General features: G+C 63.8%; 15 protein-coding genes and 1 pseudogene. 3 read left to right on the top strand and 13 right to left on the bottom strand.

The genetic code is table 11. The features are described from left to right. Window positions 1–65: 65 nt before the first annotated feature. The 3 genes from IL252_RS07700 to IL252_RS07710 are packed head-to-tail and all read right to left on the bottom strand — an operon-like array spanning window position 66 to window position 3250. Window positions 66–638, bottom strand: a complete 573-nt coding sequence (locus IL252_RS07700; RefSeq protein ID WP_208627536.1) for a dolichol kinase — start codon at window positions 636–638, stop codon at window positions 66–68. Next, complete coding sequence (gene glyS / locus IL252_RS07705) at window positions 639–2408, bottom strand: glycine--tRNA ligase (RefSeq protein ID WP_208627537.1); 1770 nt, start codon at window positions 2406–2408, stop codon at window positions 639–641. Continuing rightward, on the bottom strand, window positions 2405–3250 hold the full coding sequence (locus tag IL252_RS07710) for a CBS domain-containing protein (RefSeq protein ID WP_208627538.1): 846 nt from the start codon (window positions 3248–3250) through the stop codon (window positions 2405–2407). Before IL252_RS07710 ends, glyS begins: the two co-directional genes overlap by 4 nt. A 246-nt stretch (window positions 3251–3496) precedes the next feature. Between IL252_RS07710 and IL252_RS07715 the strand changes: the two genes are divergently transcribed. Then, window positions 3497–3664: a hypothetical protein gene (locus tag IL252_RS07715; protein ID WP_194286916.1), complete on the top strand. Its 168-nt coding sequence runs from the start codon at window positions 3497–3499 to the stop codon at window positions 3662–3664. 193 nt (window positions 3665–3857) lie between these two features. Here IL252_RS07715 and IL252_RS07720 read toward each other — a convergent pair. Next, window positions 3858–4492, bottom strand: a pseudogene (locus tag IL252_RS07720) (IS6 family transposase). Between the two features lie 525 nt (window positions 4493–5017). Here IL252_RS07720 and IL252_RS07725 point away from each other — a divergent pair. Together IL252_RS07725 and serA are read left to right on the top strand one after the other, a co-directional pair. Then, on the top strand, window positions 5018–5470 hold the full coding sequence (locus IL252_RS07725) for a hypothetical protein (RefSeq protein WP_208627539.1): 453 nt from the start codon (window positions 5018–5020) through the stop codon (window positions 5468–5470). Window positions 5471–6447: 977 nt separating this feature from the next. Further along, window positions 6448–8037, top strand: coding sequence for a phosphoglycerate dehydrogenase (serA, locus tag IL252_RS07730; RefSeq protein WP_208627540.1), 1590 nt, complete (start codon window positions 6448–6450; stop codon window positions 8035–8037). On the opposite strand, the gene IL252_RS07735 is transcribed toward serA, so the two are convergent. The 9 genes from IL252_RS07735 to IL252_RS07775 all read right to left on the bottom strand — a co-directional run bounded on the left by IL252_RS07735 (window position 8034) and on the right by IL252_RS07775 (window position 16176). Then, entirely contained in the window at window positions 8034–8273 is a 240-nt protein-coding gene (locus IL252_RS07735) for a hypothetical protein (protein ID WP_170093085.1), read from the bottom strand. The genes serA and IL252_RS07735 overlap by 4 nt on opposite strands. A gap of 102 nt (window positions 8274–8375) precedes the next feature. Further along, window positions 8376–9755, bottom strand: coding sequence for a threonine synthase (gene thrC / locus IL252_RS07740; protein WP_208627541.1), 1380 nt, complete (start codon window positions 9753–9755; stop codon window positions 8376–8378). Between the two features lie 253 nt (window positions 9756–10008). Further along, the gene (locus IL252_RS07745; RefSeq protein WP_153554850.1) at window positions 10009–10380 is read right to left on the bottom strand and encodes a helix-turn-helix domain-containing protein; all 372 of its coding nucleotides are present in this window, start codon (window positions 10378–10380) and stop codon (window positions 10009–10011) included. A gap of 48 nt (window positions 10381–10428) precedes the next feature. Continuing rightward, window positions 10429–10665: a hypothetical protein gene (locus IL252_RS07750; RefSeq protein WP_208627542.1), complete on the bottom strand. Its 237-nt coding sequence runs from the start codon at window positions 10663–10665 to the stop codon at window positions 10429–10431. Between the two features lie 108 nt (window positions 10666–10773). Continuing rightward, window positions 10774–11625 carry a fructosamine kinase family protein gene (locus tag IL252_RS07755; RefSeq protein WP_208627543.1) on the bottom strand — a complete coding sequence of 284 codons (852 nt, stop codon included), beginning with the start codon at window positions 11623–11625 and terminating at the stop codon, window positions 10774–10776. A 469-nt stretch (window positions 11626–12094) separates the two neighbouring features. Beyond that, window positions 12095–12985 carry an ornithine carbamoyltransferase gene (argF, locus tag IL252_RS07760; protein ID WP_208627544.1) on the bottom strand — a complete coding sequence of 297 codons (891 nt, stop codon included), beginning with the start codon at window positions 12983–12985 and terminating at the stop codon, window positions 12095–12097. A gap of 2 nt (window positions 12986–12987) precedes the next feature. Continuing rightward, window positions 12988–14043 (bottom strand): [LysW]-lysine hydrolase, encoded by a 1056-nt coding sequence (locus IL252_RS07765; protein ID WP_208627545.1) that lies wholly within the window; start codon window positions 14041–14043, stop codon window positions 12988–12990. 85 nt (window positions 14044–14128) lie between these two features. Further along, window positions 14129–15259 (bottom strand): aspartate aminotransferase family protein, encoded by a 1131-nt coding sequence (locus IL252_RS07770; protein WP_208627546.1) that lies wholly within the window; start codon window positions 15257–15259, stop codon window positions 14129–14131. Continuing rightward, entirely contained in the window at window positions 15256–16176 is a 921-nt protein-coding gene (locus IL252_RS07775; protein ID WP_208627547.1) for an acetylglutamate/acetylaminoadipate kinase, read from the bottom strand. Before IL252_RS07775 ends, IL252_RS07770 begins: the two co-directional genes overlap by 4 nt. Between the last annotated feature and the right edge of the window lie 8 nt (window positions 16177–16184).

Here is a 16184-nt window from a genome sequence, read left to right on the forward strand (position 1 = left end):
GGGTTTTGGCCGGGAATCTGTTTAAGCGTTCGCGTACCGCGGTGAAAGTGAATCGACGGCGATCGCTACAGCGAGAGCGTCACCACGAGTTCGATCCCGGCGACCATCGCCACGGCGGCCGCGGGCGGGATGGTTAGGTTGTCGTCGAGGACGTACCCCGCGACGACTGGCTTGAGGCCGTCGGCGGCCGTCGCGGCCAGGCCGCCGAGCACCGCGGGCACCCAGTGGACGAAAAACGAGGCGATCCCGGTACAGACGCCGAACATCGCCAGCAGGACGTAGGTCTCTTTGGTCAGGCTCCCCGAGCCCAGCAGTCCGCTGATGGGGTCTCCGATCGTCAGCATCAAGATTGCGGGGATCGCGACGTATTCGGGTGCGAGCAGGCCGACGGCGGCGGCGCTGACGAGATAGAGCGCGTAGCCGGCGAGGTTGTCCTGCTCGTACTCGCGAGTGAGTCGGTCGTAGATGGCCCAGTCGAGGCCGACCACCAGGCGGATCACCTCCAGTGCGAGCGCGACCGCCGCGCCCACCACCAGCAGGTACTGGACGGTCCGCCAGTCCGTCAGTCCCAGCAGGTGCAGTGCCGGCAGCCCGGTCCCGCTCGCGTGGACGAGTCGCCTGGCGATCTCGTCGGCCATCTACAGGTCGTCGAAGGTGCGCTCGCCGTCCCGGAGCGCCGTCAGCGTCTCGGGGAGATCGGCGACCGGAACGCGTTTCTGTGCCGTCGTGTCTCGCTCGCGGACCGTGACGGTGTCTGGCGCTGCCGACTCGCCCTCGTCGTCGCGGGCCTCACCGAGCGTCGCGTAGTCGACGGTGACACAGAACGGCGTGCCGACCTCGTCCTGGCGGCGGTAGCGTCGGCCGATCGCGCCCGAATCGTCGTAGGTCACGGCCAGGCCCGCCCCGCGCAGTTCGTCGACGACCTCGCGGGCGTACTCGCCCATGCCGTCTCGGTCCATCAGCGGGAAGACGCCGACGGTCGTCGGCGCGACCGCCGCCGGCAAGGCCAGGTAAGAGCGGTGCTCGCCGTCGACCTCGTCCTCGCGGTAGGAGTGATCCAGCGCCGTGTACAGCGCCCGGTCGATGCCCAGCGAGGGCTCGACGACGTGGGGCGTGATGTGCTCGCCCGACTCGGTGACTTCCTCGACGCCGAAGTTTACCTTCTCGACGGGGACCGCGTGTGACTCGCCGTCGACCTCGACGACGACCTCAGATCCGTCGAAGGCGTCGGGATCGCGCTCGGCGAGTGCTTCGAGGGCGTCGGCGACCGCGCCGGCCGAGCCGCCAAACTCCGGCCCGAGGTAGCTCATGTCCGGGTCGACCGTCGCTCGCTCGACGGTGACCGGCTCGTCGTACTGCTTGAAGACCGTAAAGTCCTCGTCGGAGTAGCTGTCGTGTTTCGAGAGGTCGTAGTCGGATCGGTAGGCGAACCCGCCCAGCTCGATCCAGTCGCCGTCGACCTCCGCTTCGGCGTCCCAGCAGTCCGCGGCGTAGTGGGCCCGCTCGCCCGAGAGGTGCTGGCGGAAGCGAAAGCGGTCCATGTCGACGCCGATCGACTCGTACCACTGCTTGGCGACGCCGAGGTAGTAGGCGATCCATGGCTTTCCGACGACGCCCTCGTCGACGACCTCGCGGATCGTGGCCTCGTAGGGCTGGCCCTCGTCGGCCTCCTGATCGGCGGCGGGGTAGAAGGGGGCGGTCACGTCCGCGACCGCTTCGAGTGCCGGCTCGTCTTCCTCTGGATCGACGAACAGTTCGAGTTCGGCCTGGGTGAACTCCCGGACGCGCAGCAGGGACTTGCGCGGGCTGATCTCGTTGCGGTAGGCGCGCCCGATCTGTGTGACGCCGAAGGGGAGCTGGTTGCGGGCGTACTCTGCCAGCTGTGGGAACTCGATGAAGATGCCCTGGGCGGTCTCGGGGCGCAGATAGCCCGGATCGGCGGAGCCGGGGCCGATGTTCGTCTCGAACATGAGGTTGAAGTCCTCGATGGCCTGGCCGGCCAGTCCGGTGCCACAGGTCGGACAGACGAGCTCGTACTCGGCAATCAGCTCCTCGACCTCGGCGACCGGGATCGACTCGGCCTCCTCGATGTCGGTGTTGTCCTCGACGATGTGGTCGGCCCGGTGGCTCTCGCCACAGTCCGGGCACTCCACGAGCATGTCGTCGAAACCGTCGAGGTGGCCCGATGCCTCGAAGACGGGCTCTGACATCACGGTCGGGGCGTCGACCTCCATGTTGCCTTCCTGGATGGTAAAGCGGTCGCGCCAGGTGTCCTCGATGTTCTGCTTGAGTGCGGCCCCGGAGGGACCGAAGGTGTAGAACCCGGAGACGCCGCCGTACGCGCCGGCCGACTGCAGGAAAAAGCCCCTGCGCTTGGCCAACTCGACGAGATCGCCGCCGTCGCTCATAGGCCCTCCAGCAGATCCATGTCGCGGACGATACCGACGAGGTCGTCGCCCGAGACCAGCGGGATCTGCTCGATCTCCGCGTCGATCATCAGCTGTGCGGCGTCTCTGGCCGTCTCGCGCTTGCTGACCGTCAGCACGTCTGCGGTCATGAACTCTCGAACGGGCTCGTGTGGGATCTCGACGTTGCGGGTGGGCATGTAGCGGCTCCCGACGGCCTTGACGCTCTCCCACTTCCAGTCGTCGTCGTCACTGGCCATGTTCTCGCCCGTCTCGGCCTCGCCTTCGACCACGCGGGCCACGTCGATGATGTCGACCTCGGTGAGCATGCCACACATCTCTCCCTCGTCGCCCAGCACGACGCCGTAGGGGACCTTCGCGTAGTCGAGTTCGCGTTCGGCGACCGTCAGGGGCGTCCCGGCGTAGACGCAGTTCACGTCTCGGCGGGCCAGCTCGTCGACGTTCCTCGCGCCGTCGACGTCGCCGGTGGCGATAGCCCGGATCACGTCCGTGACGGTGATGATCCCTTCGAGGCGACCGTCGACGACGGGGATCCGGCGGGCTCGCTCCTCGATCATCAGGGCCGCGACCGCCTGGATACTGGTGTCGGCGGTGACGGTCGGGACCTCCTCGGTCAGGAGCGCGAGCTGGTCCTCGTCGGGCTGGTTGATGAGGGCGTCACGGGAGACGATGCCACGGAACGTCTCGCCGTCGTCGGTCTGCTTGATGACCGGTACGGAGGAGAAAGAGCGTTCCTGGAGGTACTCGAGCACGTCGTCACGAGTGCCCGGAATCTCGACGGTGACGACGTCCGAGCGCGGCGTCATGGCGTCTGCGACGTTCATACTATCCCTTGTCCCGTCCCACGTACTAAGTCCTGCCCTTCGGCTTCTCCCGGACGGCGGGTCCCACCGACCGCTGGCGCGCACACGCAGAGAGATAACAGTATGACTACTTACCACGACCGTCGATGCCTCTCAGGTCTAGAAGCAGACACTACTGCCGCTTCTGTTATTCGCTTACTAACCATATTCCCGGCTTCGTCCGTCGGTTTCGGCACGTTTATATGTGGTTGTTACATATTATCATGCATGGAGCCGGACACGGTCGCCAAAGCGGAGGTGGCAGCGGACGCAGAAGTCATGGGTTCCGTCGAACACGGCCAGACGGACACGTACATCATCGCGGACGTAACGACCGACGACGCCTACCTCACGCTCGACCTCGACGACGCCGCCTCGCTGCCTGCCTGGCGGTAAGCCGGTCGCTTCGCGGTGCTGTCCTTCCTTTTTGTCACTCGAAATATCAACGCTGATAGTCGGGTGGAGCGGTTCGGCTTCGTCGTAGCATCGACAGCGATTGAACTGATCGATCCGACGTGGCCGATAGGCACTGAAAGCCCTCGCCACGCTCGCTAGCAGATGAAACCTTGATCGGTTGAAGCGATAGTATTTAGTTTGGAGCATTGTGGCAGCTGGCGAAGGCTTGGAGCCAATTTTCGGCTGTCTCTGGTTCGACGTGACTGAAGCAGTCGAAAACGACGAGGATCGGCGCTTCACCTCAGGGAAAATCCGTTCGACAGCATTCCGATTTCCGTGGCGAGATATCTGAAACCGGTGCCCTGATCGTTGCAGTGCAGTTTGGAGATGTTGCGCGCCATCAACGAGGAAAACGGCAGTTTCGACGTCGTGTTTTTGCTGGAGTTCGCGGAGAAAGATCTCGGTCAGGGCGGTCATGATCGTGGAAAAGAGGCGAACATGAAGCAGATCATTAGTCGATGGATCGCCAGCGGCGTATAGCCAGAACTGCTGGTCGTTGATCCGAATCACCGCTTCGTCCAGCGCGATTTGATTCGGACACCGGCCAGATTCTGGCTGTAGATCGGCTTTCTGCACCCAATCGTGGATTGCTTTCCGACTCCGTTGGACATCCAGAACATCAAGCAAACCGACGGAATTGGACAGCGAGAGACCCGCTAAATGTGATTGAATACCCAGCGATATCGCTGATTCGGGTGTCTGCTCGCGCTCCACACAATCCAAATCAATCCAGTCTCTACTACCGCTGAGGCGGCTGATTTCTGGCATGCTTCCAAGAAATCCATCGGCCTCACCTTTCACGCTTAACTAAACACGACCCATTATATATTATCTATCTATTTTCAAATACAAGCTATTGGCAACCGAAAATGAATCTACTTGAAATTTATAATTAATATAAAATATCTAAGATTAAAATTCAAGTGAATATAGAAAATAGTAGTAGTTTCAATAGAACAAAATAATGGAAGCAGTCGTAGAACGTTCATAACTGGTCTCAGTAGCGGTCTTGCACTTGCGTCTCTGCCCGCTCTGAGCACCGGCCAACAATCCAAATCAGGTGACTCTGACGGTAGAGAGTTTAACTATGATCTTGTAAATGGTGAGCTCGTATTGTCCGAGTCTAACGAGACCAATCCTCAGTCGCAAAATAAAAACCCAACCGACGAGGAATCCGTAGACACCAGTTCACGACGTGATACCAAGCGACGCTCTCGGGGTCACCACCCATCTGGGAGAAGACACGAGTTCACGGAACACGAACTTAAGAAGGCTGTAACCGGTATTAACACATTGAAAAACCAAGGACACGTCAAATTTGTTAAAAAGAACAACGAGGTATTTGTAGAGGTTTCTGACTCTTTCCAATCGGAGTATGATGTTTCCACCGGAGACGTCTCAGTAGCGAGTCACGGTAACACTGAATACACTGGTGAAGTGAAACCGTGGGGAATAAACCACTTTTTCGGTCTTGATGATGCTGACACTAATAAGGCGGTCGAAATTGCACTATACGGTGCCGGTGGTACCGCCGCAGCCTCCGCTATTATTTCCATGACCGGAGCTGGAACCATCGCTGCGCCTGCACTTGCTGTACTATCAGCCTTTTTAGCGACCTCTGCTGGTTTATTGAGTAACGCTAATAGTGGTCATGGAACAGTTATCAAGGTCCACTACGTATATACAGGGGTGAGTTGGGCCCAAGTTGATGGTCAATTTGAGGATGACAATGGTTGGCCGTTGTAGTATTTCCTGATAGGAATTGAGACCATACAACACATCAACATATACTATTACTACTCATAATATAGTTATCATTTATTAATCAAAACATCCTATACTGGATACATTAATTGACACCGTTGTATCATTACGCCACAATACGCCATTGGAGCTTCGATACACCATCTACAGATAGAGCAGTCCTTGGTTGTTTGCTGGTGTTTGGATAGGAGGGCTTGATCTGAATTTCTGAGCCGACGGAAGCCCTGTATTTGCAGTCCCAAAACTCTATACGCACGCTTCATATATTCGTGTATCTGGAATTCTTGGAATAGTGATTGCCTTTTGAATGACCGGAGTTCAGACGGTTGAGTAGTTGAATTCTAGTACATGATCTGACATGTCTTGTTAGCCTGACCTACATTGGTACCATCCGGACGAAGTAATGAGACCATCTATAATTCTGCCTACGGGTATAAAGTTAGTAGTGTTTGGAATATACTACGCGCGGATACTGATCTAAACACAGTACATAATGTAATAAAATATATAATGGCTGCGCAGGAAATACAAATATGCACTTTGAAATACCCTCCAAAAATTGCTGTACTATCGTTCACCATGGCTAGCCGACAAGACGTATTTATGGCTGCAATAATGGTGGTCGTTGTCGCAACGTCTATTGTTTCTCTCAGCACTACGACGGAACCGAGAGTCACTCAAGCGGCTTACTTCGCAATAGTGGTGGGGACGCTAGCATTCTTGTTCTTCGGCTACCGGATTGCGAAGAAGGTCGTCTGATTGTGCTTCTCCCAGACACTCAGTGGTCGTAACCCAAGTCGAGGTCTCTGAGGCGTGTGAATGTTAACTCTACACAGGCAACTACAGTCCTGAAATGAGGGAGTTCCACCTGTTTCTAGACCCAGACTCCGTGTCTTCTGTGTCATCCGCGTCACGAGGAGAAAACAAAGGTTATCCCCGACGGCGCGAATCGAGCAGGTATGAAGGTACTCGTGACAGACCCCATCGCAGATGCGGGTCTCGAACGGCTCCGCGAGGCGGGTCACGAAGTCGAGACGGCCTACGATGTCGAGGGCGACGCGCTCCTCGACGCCGTCGCCGACGCCAACGCACTGATCGTCCGATCCGGCACCGAAGTGACCGACGAGGTGCTGTCGGCGGCACCGGATCTGGTCATCGTCGGCCGGGCCGGTATCGGCGTCGACAACATCGACATCGACGCCGCGACCGAACACGGCGTCATCGTCGCCAACGCCCCGGAAGGCAACGTTCGGGCGGCGGCCGAACACTCCGTGGCAATGGCTTTCGCGACGGCGCGTTCGATCCCACAGGCCCACCAACGGCTCACCGGCGGCGAGTGGGCGAAAGGCGACTACCTCGGCACCGAGGTCAACCACAAGACCCTGGGCGTCGTCGGCTTCGGCCGCGTCGGCCAGGAGGTCGCCAAGCGCCTGGGCAGTCTCGGGATGGACATCGTCACCTTCGATCCCTACATCAGCCAGGAGCGAGCCGACCAGTTCGGCGCGGAACTGGTCGACGACCTCGACGAGTGTCTCGCTGCCGCCGACTTCCTCACGGTCCACACGCCACTGACCCCCGAGACCGAGAACATGATCGGCGAGGAAGAGCTCGCACAACTGGAAGACGGCTACGTCGTCAACTGCGCCCGCGGCGGGATCATCGACGAGCCGGCACTCGCCGAGGCCGTCGAGGACGGCATCCTCAAGGGGGCCGCCGTCGACGTGTTCGCCGAGGAGCCACTGCCGGCCGACAGTCCGCTGCTGGACGTCGAAGACATCATCGTCACGCCCCACCTCGGAGCCTCCACCGAGGCCGCACAGGAGAACGTCGCCACCTCGACGGCCGACCAGATCGTCGCCGCGTTCAACGACGAGCCGGTGATCAACGCGCTGAACGCGCCGTCGATCGACGAGAGCATCTTCCCGCAGATCCGCCCCTACATCGAACTGGCCGACACGGCCGGCAAGATCGCCGTCCAGCTGTTCGACGGACAGATGGGCAGCGTCGAAGTCACCTACGCCGGTGACATTGCGGACCAGGACGTCGAACTGGTCACCGCCAGCGCGCTGAAAGGCGTGTTCGCACCGTCGGAGCTCCAGGTCAACGCGGTCAACGCCCCCCAGATCGCGGAGAACCGCGGTATCGACGTGACCGAGTCCAAGACCCGCCAGTCCGAGGACTTCCAGAGCCTCGTGACGGTGACCGTCGGCGACGGCGAGGACAGTGTCAGCGTCTGTGGGACCCAGTTTGCCGGCGAAGATCCCCGCATCGTCCGGATCGACGACCACCGCGTCGACGCCGTCCCCCACGGTCACATGCTGGTCGCTCGCAACCGCGACGAACCGGGGACGATCGGCTTCATCGGAACCGTGCTGGGCGAGGCCAACATCAACATCGCCGGGATGTTCAACGGCCGCGAAGTCATCGGCGGCGAAGCCCTGTCGGTGTACAACCTCGACGAACCGCCGACGAGCGACGTGCTCGACCGACTCAACGGCGACGACCGGATCATCGAGACCAAGTACATCTCGCTGGACAACGGCGACTAGAACAGCCCGTCAAGCAGCCCCGCCTCCGATTCGATCGCTGCCTCTTTCTCGCGTAGCAGTCGCTCGTACTGCTCGACGATCTGTTGACGCTGTCTCCGTTCGTGTGCGAGTTCCCGCTCCAGCTGGTCGATGCGGTCACGGAGTGCCTGTCGTTCGATCGCGTAGCGAACCATCTTGCTCCGGGGTCGCTCGACCGCGACCGGAGAGCCACCGCCGGGAGTCGGATCCGATTCCATGACTGTGTGTGCCATCCCCACACCGAAAAATCCCCGTCGGACGAGCGTCAGCCACCGTGTACTCCGGCGGTCAGTGTCAGATTAGCACCGCCCGCTGGCCGGTCACTCCTCCGACCGGAGCTTGCGGTAGAGATACGCGACGCCGAGCCCACCGGCGACCAGCGCCGGGACCAGCGGCGAGTCGGTGGCTTTCGACACCTGCTGTCGAACCGTCTGTGCGACCGAGGACTCCTCGTCGATGTGCTCCAGGATCGCGTCGGTGTCGTTGGGCACCGGCTCGGGGTCGGCCCCTGCCTCGGCGGCGGCGTCGGGGTCTTTCAGCAGGTGGCCGGTCGTCAGGCAGACGACCTGCTCGTCGCTGCCGATCTCGCCCTGGGCCCGGAGCTTCCGGAGGCCGGCGACGCTGGCCGCGGAGGCCGGCTCGACGCCGACGCCCTCGCCGGCCAGCGAGCGCTGGGCGTCGGTGATCTCCTCGTCGCTGACTGCGACGGCGGTCCCGCCGGTCTCGCGGATGCCCGGCAGCGCCTTGGGCGCGTTGACGGGATTGCCGATGCGGATGGCGGTCGCGATGGTCTCGACCTCGTCCCAGCGTCGAATTTCGTCGTTGCCTTCTTCGATGGCCTCGACCATCGGCGCGGACCCTTCGGCCTGGACGCCGGTGATCTTCGGCACGTCCGACTCCTCGATCGCGCCGGCCTCGACGAGTTCGCGGAAGCACTTGTACAGCGCCGCGGTGTTGCCCGCGTTCCCGACTGGCAGCACGATCCGGTCGGGGTAGTCGTCGTAGTCGGCGGCAAACTGCTCCATGATCTCCAGCCCGATGGTCTTCTGGCCCTCCAGGCGGAAGGGGTTCAGCGAGTTCAGGAGGTACGCCTCGCCACGGCCCGCGAGTTCCTGGACGATGTCCAGACAGCTGTCGAAGTTGCCGTCGACTTCGAGGATCCGTGCGCCGTGGAGCGAGGCCTGTGCGACCTTCCCGGCGGCGACCTTCCCGGCGGGCAGGAGAACGAGCGTCTCCAGGTCCGCGCGAGCGCCGTAGGCCGCGAGCGCCGCGGAGGTGTTGCCCGTCGAGGCACAGGCGAGTCGGTCCACTCCGACGGCCTGGGCCACGCGGACGCCGACGGTCATCCCGCGGTCCTTGAACGACCCCGTGGGGTTCATCCCCTCGTGTTTGATCCGCAGGGCGTCGACACCGACCTCGTCTTCCAGGCGAGGCACCCGGTGCAGTGGCGTGTGACCCTCGGGGAGGGTGACGCCCTCCTCGAACGGCAGTGCGTCGCTGTAGCGCCAGACGCCCTCGCCGTCGAAGTCGTCGAACGTCGGCAGGTCCTCGTAGCGAACTTCGAGCAGTCCGTCACACTCGTCGCAGGTGTACCGGACCGCTGCGAACGGCGCGAACGTCTCCCCACACTCGATGCACGTCAGCCAGACGCCGTCGTCGGCGACCCCCGGCGTCTCGTCGGTCAGCTGTAGATCGGCCATTGTCGGGGGCGAAGTCCCCTATCGGCAAAAGTGGGGCGGTTGTCGGTTCGTCGTTCGGAGGGCCACGCTGCTCTCGATACTCATGCCCTGCCGCTCGCGTGTCGCTTGTGCTCCCGCTCGCGTTGCCGAGGGCCGTCGCTCGCTTCGCTCCCCCGACCGATACTCATGCCTCGCCGCTCGCGTGTCGCTTGCGCTCCCGCTCGCGTTGCCGAGGGCCGTCGCTCGCTTCGCTCGCGACGCCCCTCGCTACTCGCTAGAACTCCTCGATCCGATCGTGGACGTAGTCGGCCCACTCCTCCAGGGTCTCGTGCATCAGCTCGGCGGCCTCCTCGCGGGGTGTGGGCGTGTACTGGTAGACGTGGCCGCCGCTGTCCAGCAGTCGGCGGCGACGGGAGGCCAGTCCCTTCTCGCGCAGCGTCGACAGCGAGCGGTTCACGTTCGATCGGTCCCGGTCGAGTTGGTCGGCCAGTTCCTCGACGGTGCTCTCGGGGTAGTCGAGCAGCGTCTCGTAGGTCCGGACCTCGTGGGCCTGGATGCCGAAGACGCAGGCCATCACCTCGTCGAGGGACGGTTCGTCGTCGAGGAGCAGTTCTCTGAACCGGTTGGGCGAGGGGTCGGCGGCCATACCCGACGTTGCCGGCCATCGCGGATAAATTGCTGCGTTACCTACAACTCACTGGCTCGCGTAGCCCTGGTTCTCCAGACAGGTCCGCATCGCCTCGCGGCTCTCGTGGCGGTGGAGTCGCGTGGGCGTGTCACAGTAGAACGTCGAGCCGTCGTAGCGCAGCGTCACCTCGTGGTCAGTGCCCAGAAACTCCGTGCGGACGACGACGCGTTCACCGGCTTCCAGCCGGTCGAGCAGTTCCTCGACCGCCAGCTCGCCGGCAGAGACGGTCCGTGGCTCGCTCATCGTCGAGTCCTTCTCCCGGCACCATCTTGATACTGCCGGCTGTCCGTCTGTAAAGAATGTCGCGACCTCGTGGTCGCAAATATCTCGAAACAGTGACAGCCGGCACTATCAGTAGCCAAGGCGGCCCAGCGTCTCTGCGAGTTCCGCGCGGTACTGGCCGCCGAACAGGTGGACGTGGACGAGCAACGGATACAGTCGGTAGACGAACCGGCGGCGGTCGAAGAAGCCGGCCAGCTCGACGCCGCGTTCGCGCCGGTAGCGATCGAAGAAGGCGTCGCCGAACGTCTCCGTCCAGTCGACGTAGGCCAGTTCGATCTCCGGGTGGCCGTAGTAACAGGCGGGGTCGAGAAACGCCGTCACTCGCTGGCCGTCGGTCAGGAGGTTCGTCCGCCACGCGTCGCCGTGCAACAGCGCGGGGGCCTCGGGCTCGGTCAGCAGCGACTCGAAGTCGGCACACGCCCGCTCGACGCGGGCCGCGAGTTCGTCCGACAGCGTTCCCGCCCGACTGGCCCGGTCACAGATCGACCGCACTCGCTGGTCGCGATAGAAGGGCACCCAGCGCTCGGTCCACGGGTTCGGCTGGGGGACCGGCCCGGTGAGCGTGTCGAACGGGAAGCCGAAGGCCCGCCCCTCGACGCGGTGCAGATCGGCCAACTGCCTCGCCGCGTCGCGTTCGACTGCCGGCGTGATCGTCGACTCGCCCTCGACGTACTCGATGCAAAGCAGGTCGGCGTCGCTGTAGTACACCTCGGGCACCGGCAGGTCCGACTCCGCAGCGAGGGACGACAGCATCCGCCCCTCCGTCGAGAGGTCGTGCTCGCCGGTCTTCGCGACCGTGACACGTCCGTCGGCGAGTTCGACGCGAAACACGTCCCCGACCATCCCGCCGTCCAGGCGCTCGATCGTCTCTACGGACCCGCCGAGTGCCGCTTCGACCGCCGCCGTGGGTGCCGAGGTCATCGTCGACCGTAGCCCTGGCGCGACGGAAAACGTTGCTGTTGCTCGCCGCCGGTGACGAAAGGGTACTGTTTCGGGTGGAGACCGACGGACGGGACGGCTGTCGACCGTCCGATCGACGGGTCGCTCGTTCGGCTCGATTGACTAACATACTCACGGCGATCTAAAAGGGCACTGTTTCGACTGGAGACCGCTGGACTGCGATCGACTGTACACAACGCTATTGGGCTCTCCGGTCCTCGGGCCGGCATTGACAACATCGTCGGCGCTGCACTGCTGATCGAGGTGTTCGGTGGGTTCCTGTTTCTGGCCAGTGACGGCGACATCTCGTCCGTCTGGTTCGCGATCCTGTTCTTCGGGCTCGTTGCCGGGCTCTACGGTGTCGTTTCCAGCCGTCTCCGACGGCTCGAAGCCGACCGACGCTGACGATCGACGTGTCGAGTGGGGGCGAGACTCGCCCCGTTCGTCGCCGTCAGTCCTGCTCGGCCAGCCACGCCAGCAGCCCGTTTTGAGCGTGCAGGCGGTTCTCGGCCTGGTCCCAGACGATTGCGTTGTCGCTCTCGATGGCGGCGTCGGTGACCTCCTCGCCGCGGTGGGCGGGCAGGCAGTGCATCAGGGTCCGGTCGCCAAGCACGTCGGGCGTGATCTGGAAGCCCTCGAAGGCCCGGAGCTTCTCGTCGCGTTCGTCCTCCTGGCCCATGCTGACCCACACGTCGGTGTAGACCACGTCGGCGTCGGCCATCGCGGCCTCGGGGTCGGTCGTCGTCGCGGGCACGCTGCCGAGGTCGGCAGCGCGGTCCAGCACGCTCTCGTCGACGCCGTACCCCTCGGGGGTCGCGACCGTCAGGTCGAGATCCGTCATCGCTGCACCCAGGACGAACGACTGACAGACGTTGTTGCCGTCGCCGACCCACGCCACGGCGGCGTCCTCGAAGCTGCCGAACCGCTCGCGGATCGTCAGCAGGTCCGCGAGCGTCTGGCAGGGGTGGGCGTCGTCGGTCAGCCCGTTGACGACGGGGACGCTGGCGTACTCGGCCAGCTCCTCTACGTCGCCGTGGTCGAACATCCGGGCCATCAGGAAGTCGACGTACCGCGAGACGGCGCGTGCGGTGTCTTTGATCGGCTCGCCGTGGCCCAGCTGGATGTCCTCGGGGCCGAGGAAGATCGCGTGGCCACCGAGGTCGGTCATCCCGGTCTCGAAGGAGATCCGGGTTCGCGTCGAGGGCTTCTCGAAGAGCATCCCGAGGGTGTGCCCGTCCAGGAGGTCGGGCGCGCCGTCGGCTTTGATCTCGGCCGCGCGGTCGAGCACGGTCGTCAGTTCGTCGGTCGTCAGGTCGTCGACGTCGAGCAGGTGCGTGGGCATTGTTACAGGAGACGTTCGGTCACGTCTTCGAGGACGGTGACGGAGCGGTCGTACTCCGCTAGCTGGATGTGTTCGTTCGGCGCGTGATCCAGGTCCGAGTCGCCGGGGCCGTAGGTGACCATCGGGCAGTCCCAGGACTGTGCGAAGACGTTCATGTCGCTGGTCCCGGTCTTGCGCAACAGGGTGGGCTCGCCGCCGGCCGACCGGATCGCGGTCCGGAACGCCCGAGCGACCGGGGTCCGGGGGCTCTGCATCACCGGTTCGACCTTGTCGTCCCAGTGGACGGTGCCGTTGACGAGGTGGCCGTCGGCGATCTCGCGGATCTCGTCGGTCGTGTACTCCGGAGGAACCCGAAGCTGTACGTCCATCGTCGTCTCGACGGAGAGCCCGTCCTCGGAGATCCCGCCGTCGATGTCGACGGGTTTGCAGGTGACCCGTTCGAAGACGGGCTCCCACTCGTCTTTCTCGAACTCGCCTTCGACGGCGGCCCACCAGTCCAGCGCGTCCTGGATCGCGTTGTTGTCCGGCCGCGAGGAGTGGCCCGACTCGCTGGTGGCGACGTACGTGCCGGCCAGCAGACCGCGATAGCCGAGCGTGATCCCCTCCCAGCCGGAGGGTTCGCCGTTGACGACGGCGTCGGGCGTCCCCTCGCGGTCCTCGATCACGTAGCGGCTGCCACGCGAATCCACTTCTTCGCCGACGACGCCGAGGAAGCTCGCGCCGGTGCGGACGGCGGCGACCGCCATCGCACAGAGCGGTCCCTTGGCGTCGACGGAGCCACGGCCCCACAGCTCGAGCTCGCCGTCGTCGTTCTCCTCGATCCGGACCGGGATGTCGCCCGGCACCGTGTCGATGTGGGAGGTCAGCAACACGCCATCGTCGGCCGGCGCGCGGACGTTGCCGATCTCGTCGACCCAGGCCTCGCGGCCGTGGGCCTCGAAGAACTCGACCAGTCGCTTCGCGGCCTGGTCTTCTTCGGGCGTGACCGACGGGATGCGGACGATCGCTTCGAGCAGGTCGCGGGCCTCCTCGTCGGGGGTCTGGACGGTCTGGCTCATGCGCTCACCTCCAGTGATCCCATTCCCCTGCCGCTCGCGGGCGGTCTCGCCCGCTCGCCGTTCCGAGACGCGTGGCGTCTCGCGCTCATTCCAGGATCACCGATTCCAGCGCGTCGACGACGTGGTCGGCGTCCGCCTCGGTGAGGGTCAGCGGCGGGAGCAGCCGCACCACCGTTCGGCCGGCCGGCAGCGCCAGCACGCCCTCGCTCATCGCCAGCTGCTTGAGGTGTCCCATCGCGCCGCGGCCGACCTCGATGCCGATCATCAGGCCCTCGCCGCGGATGTCGCGAACCTCGTCGCCCAGCGTGGCCGCCAGTTCGGTCTGGAGGTAGTCCCCGACCGTGGCGGCGTTGCTCGGCACGTCCTCCTCAACGATCGTCGAGACGGTCGCGTCGGCCGCCGCCGAGATGACCGGCCCGCCCGAGAACGTCGAGGCGTGTGAGCCGTACTCGTCGGCGATCCACTCGCGACACAGCGTCGCACCGATTGGGTAGCCGTTGCCCAGCCCCTTCGCCGCGGTGATCATGTCCGGGACGACGCCGGACTCCTGGGCGGCCCACAGCGATCCGGTCCGTCCCATCCCGGTCTGGACCTCGTCGAAGATCAGCGCCGCGCCCGCGTCTTCGGTCGCCTCGCGGGTCGCTTCGAGGAACTCGGTCGAGGCGGGGTTGATGCCGCCCTCTCCCTGGATGGGTTCGACGATGACGCCCGCGGTCTCCTCGTCGACGGCTTCCCGCATGGCCTCGGGGTCGTCGTAGGGGACGAACTCCACGTCGCCGGCAAGGGGCTCGTAGGGCTTCTTGTACTTGCTCTTCCAGGTCGTCGCCAGCGACCCCATCGTCCGGCCGTGAAAGCCCTGCATCGTCGCGACGAGCTTCGACTCGCCCGTCGCGGCCCGAGCGAACTTCAGTGCGGCCTCGTTGGCCTCGGTGCCGGAGTTACAGAGCCACACCTTGTCGATCGGATCGGGTGCAGTGTCGGCCAGCGTCTCGTAGAGGCGCGTCCGCGCGGCGTTGGGGTAGGACGCTTGCACGTAGGTGAGCCTGTCTATCTGGCTCTTTGCAGCCTGGTCGACCGCCGGGTGGCGATGACCAAGCGGGACGCAGGCATACGAGGCCCCCATGTCGAGGTACTCGTTGCCCGCGTCGTCGGACAGCCACACGCCGTCTCCCTCTTCGATCTGTATCGGTTTCTCGTTGAAGACGAATCCACTCATAGCTCTTCGATGGCCTCCTGAAACATGTGTGTGCCGCCGCCACTGACGGCGTCTGTGACCGGTGTGTCGGCGTTGGCGTCGGCGACGACCACCTCGGGTGCGCCACCGTCCAGGGCCTCCTCGGCGGCCATGATCTTGCGGCTCATGAACCCCTCCGCGGCCGCTTCGAGGGCCTGCCACTCCTCGCCGGTCTCGACGGTCTCGATCAGCGTCTCGGGATCGTTGGGGTCCTCGTAGACGCCCGCCACGTCGGTCAGCAAGACGAGCCGCGCGTCCAGCGCAGCGGCGATCGCCGCGGCCGTGCGGTCGGCGTCCGTGTTGACGGGGACGATCCGCTCTCGTGGCTCCTCGTCGTCGCCGCTCGAGTCTTCCGAGGCGCTTCGCGCCTCGCTACCGGCCATCGGCGGCGCAGCGACGGGCACGTAGCCGCCGTCCAGCAACGAATCGAGCAGGTCCGTGTTGACTTCCTTGATCGTCCCGCTGTGGTCGCCTCGCTTGATCTTCTTCTTCCCGTCCTCGACGACGCGGACGGCGGACTTTCGCGGCCCGTACAGGAGCTTCCCGTCGACCCCGTTCAGTCCGATCGCGTCGACGCCCTGACTCTGGAGGCCGGCGACGAGCTGGGTGTTGAGGTGGCCAAAGACCATCTCGAACACCTCCATGGTCTCCGCGTCGGTAAAGCGGCCGACGACGCCACTCGGCGTCTCGACGTACTCGGGCTCGATGCCCAGTCGTTCGAGGGTGTCGTCGACGGCCGTCGAGCCGCCGTGGACCAGCACCACGTCTTCTCGCGGGCCGTGCCCGCTCGACTGTTCAGAGGGCTCGCTCTGCTCGCCCTCTACAAGCGTTGCAACGTCCGAGAGGGCACCCGCGGGATCGACCGCGCGAGCGCCGCCGACTTTGATAACTGTTGTCATGAAAACCA

Source organism: Halomicrobium sp. IBSBa, assembly GCF_017612575.1.
Taxonomy (GTDB): Archaea; Halobacteriota; Halobacteria; order Halobacteriales; family Haloarculaceae; genus Halomicrobium.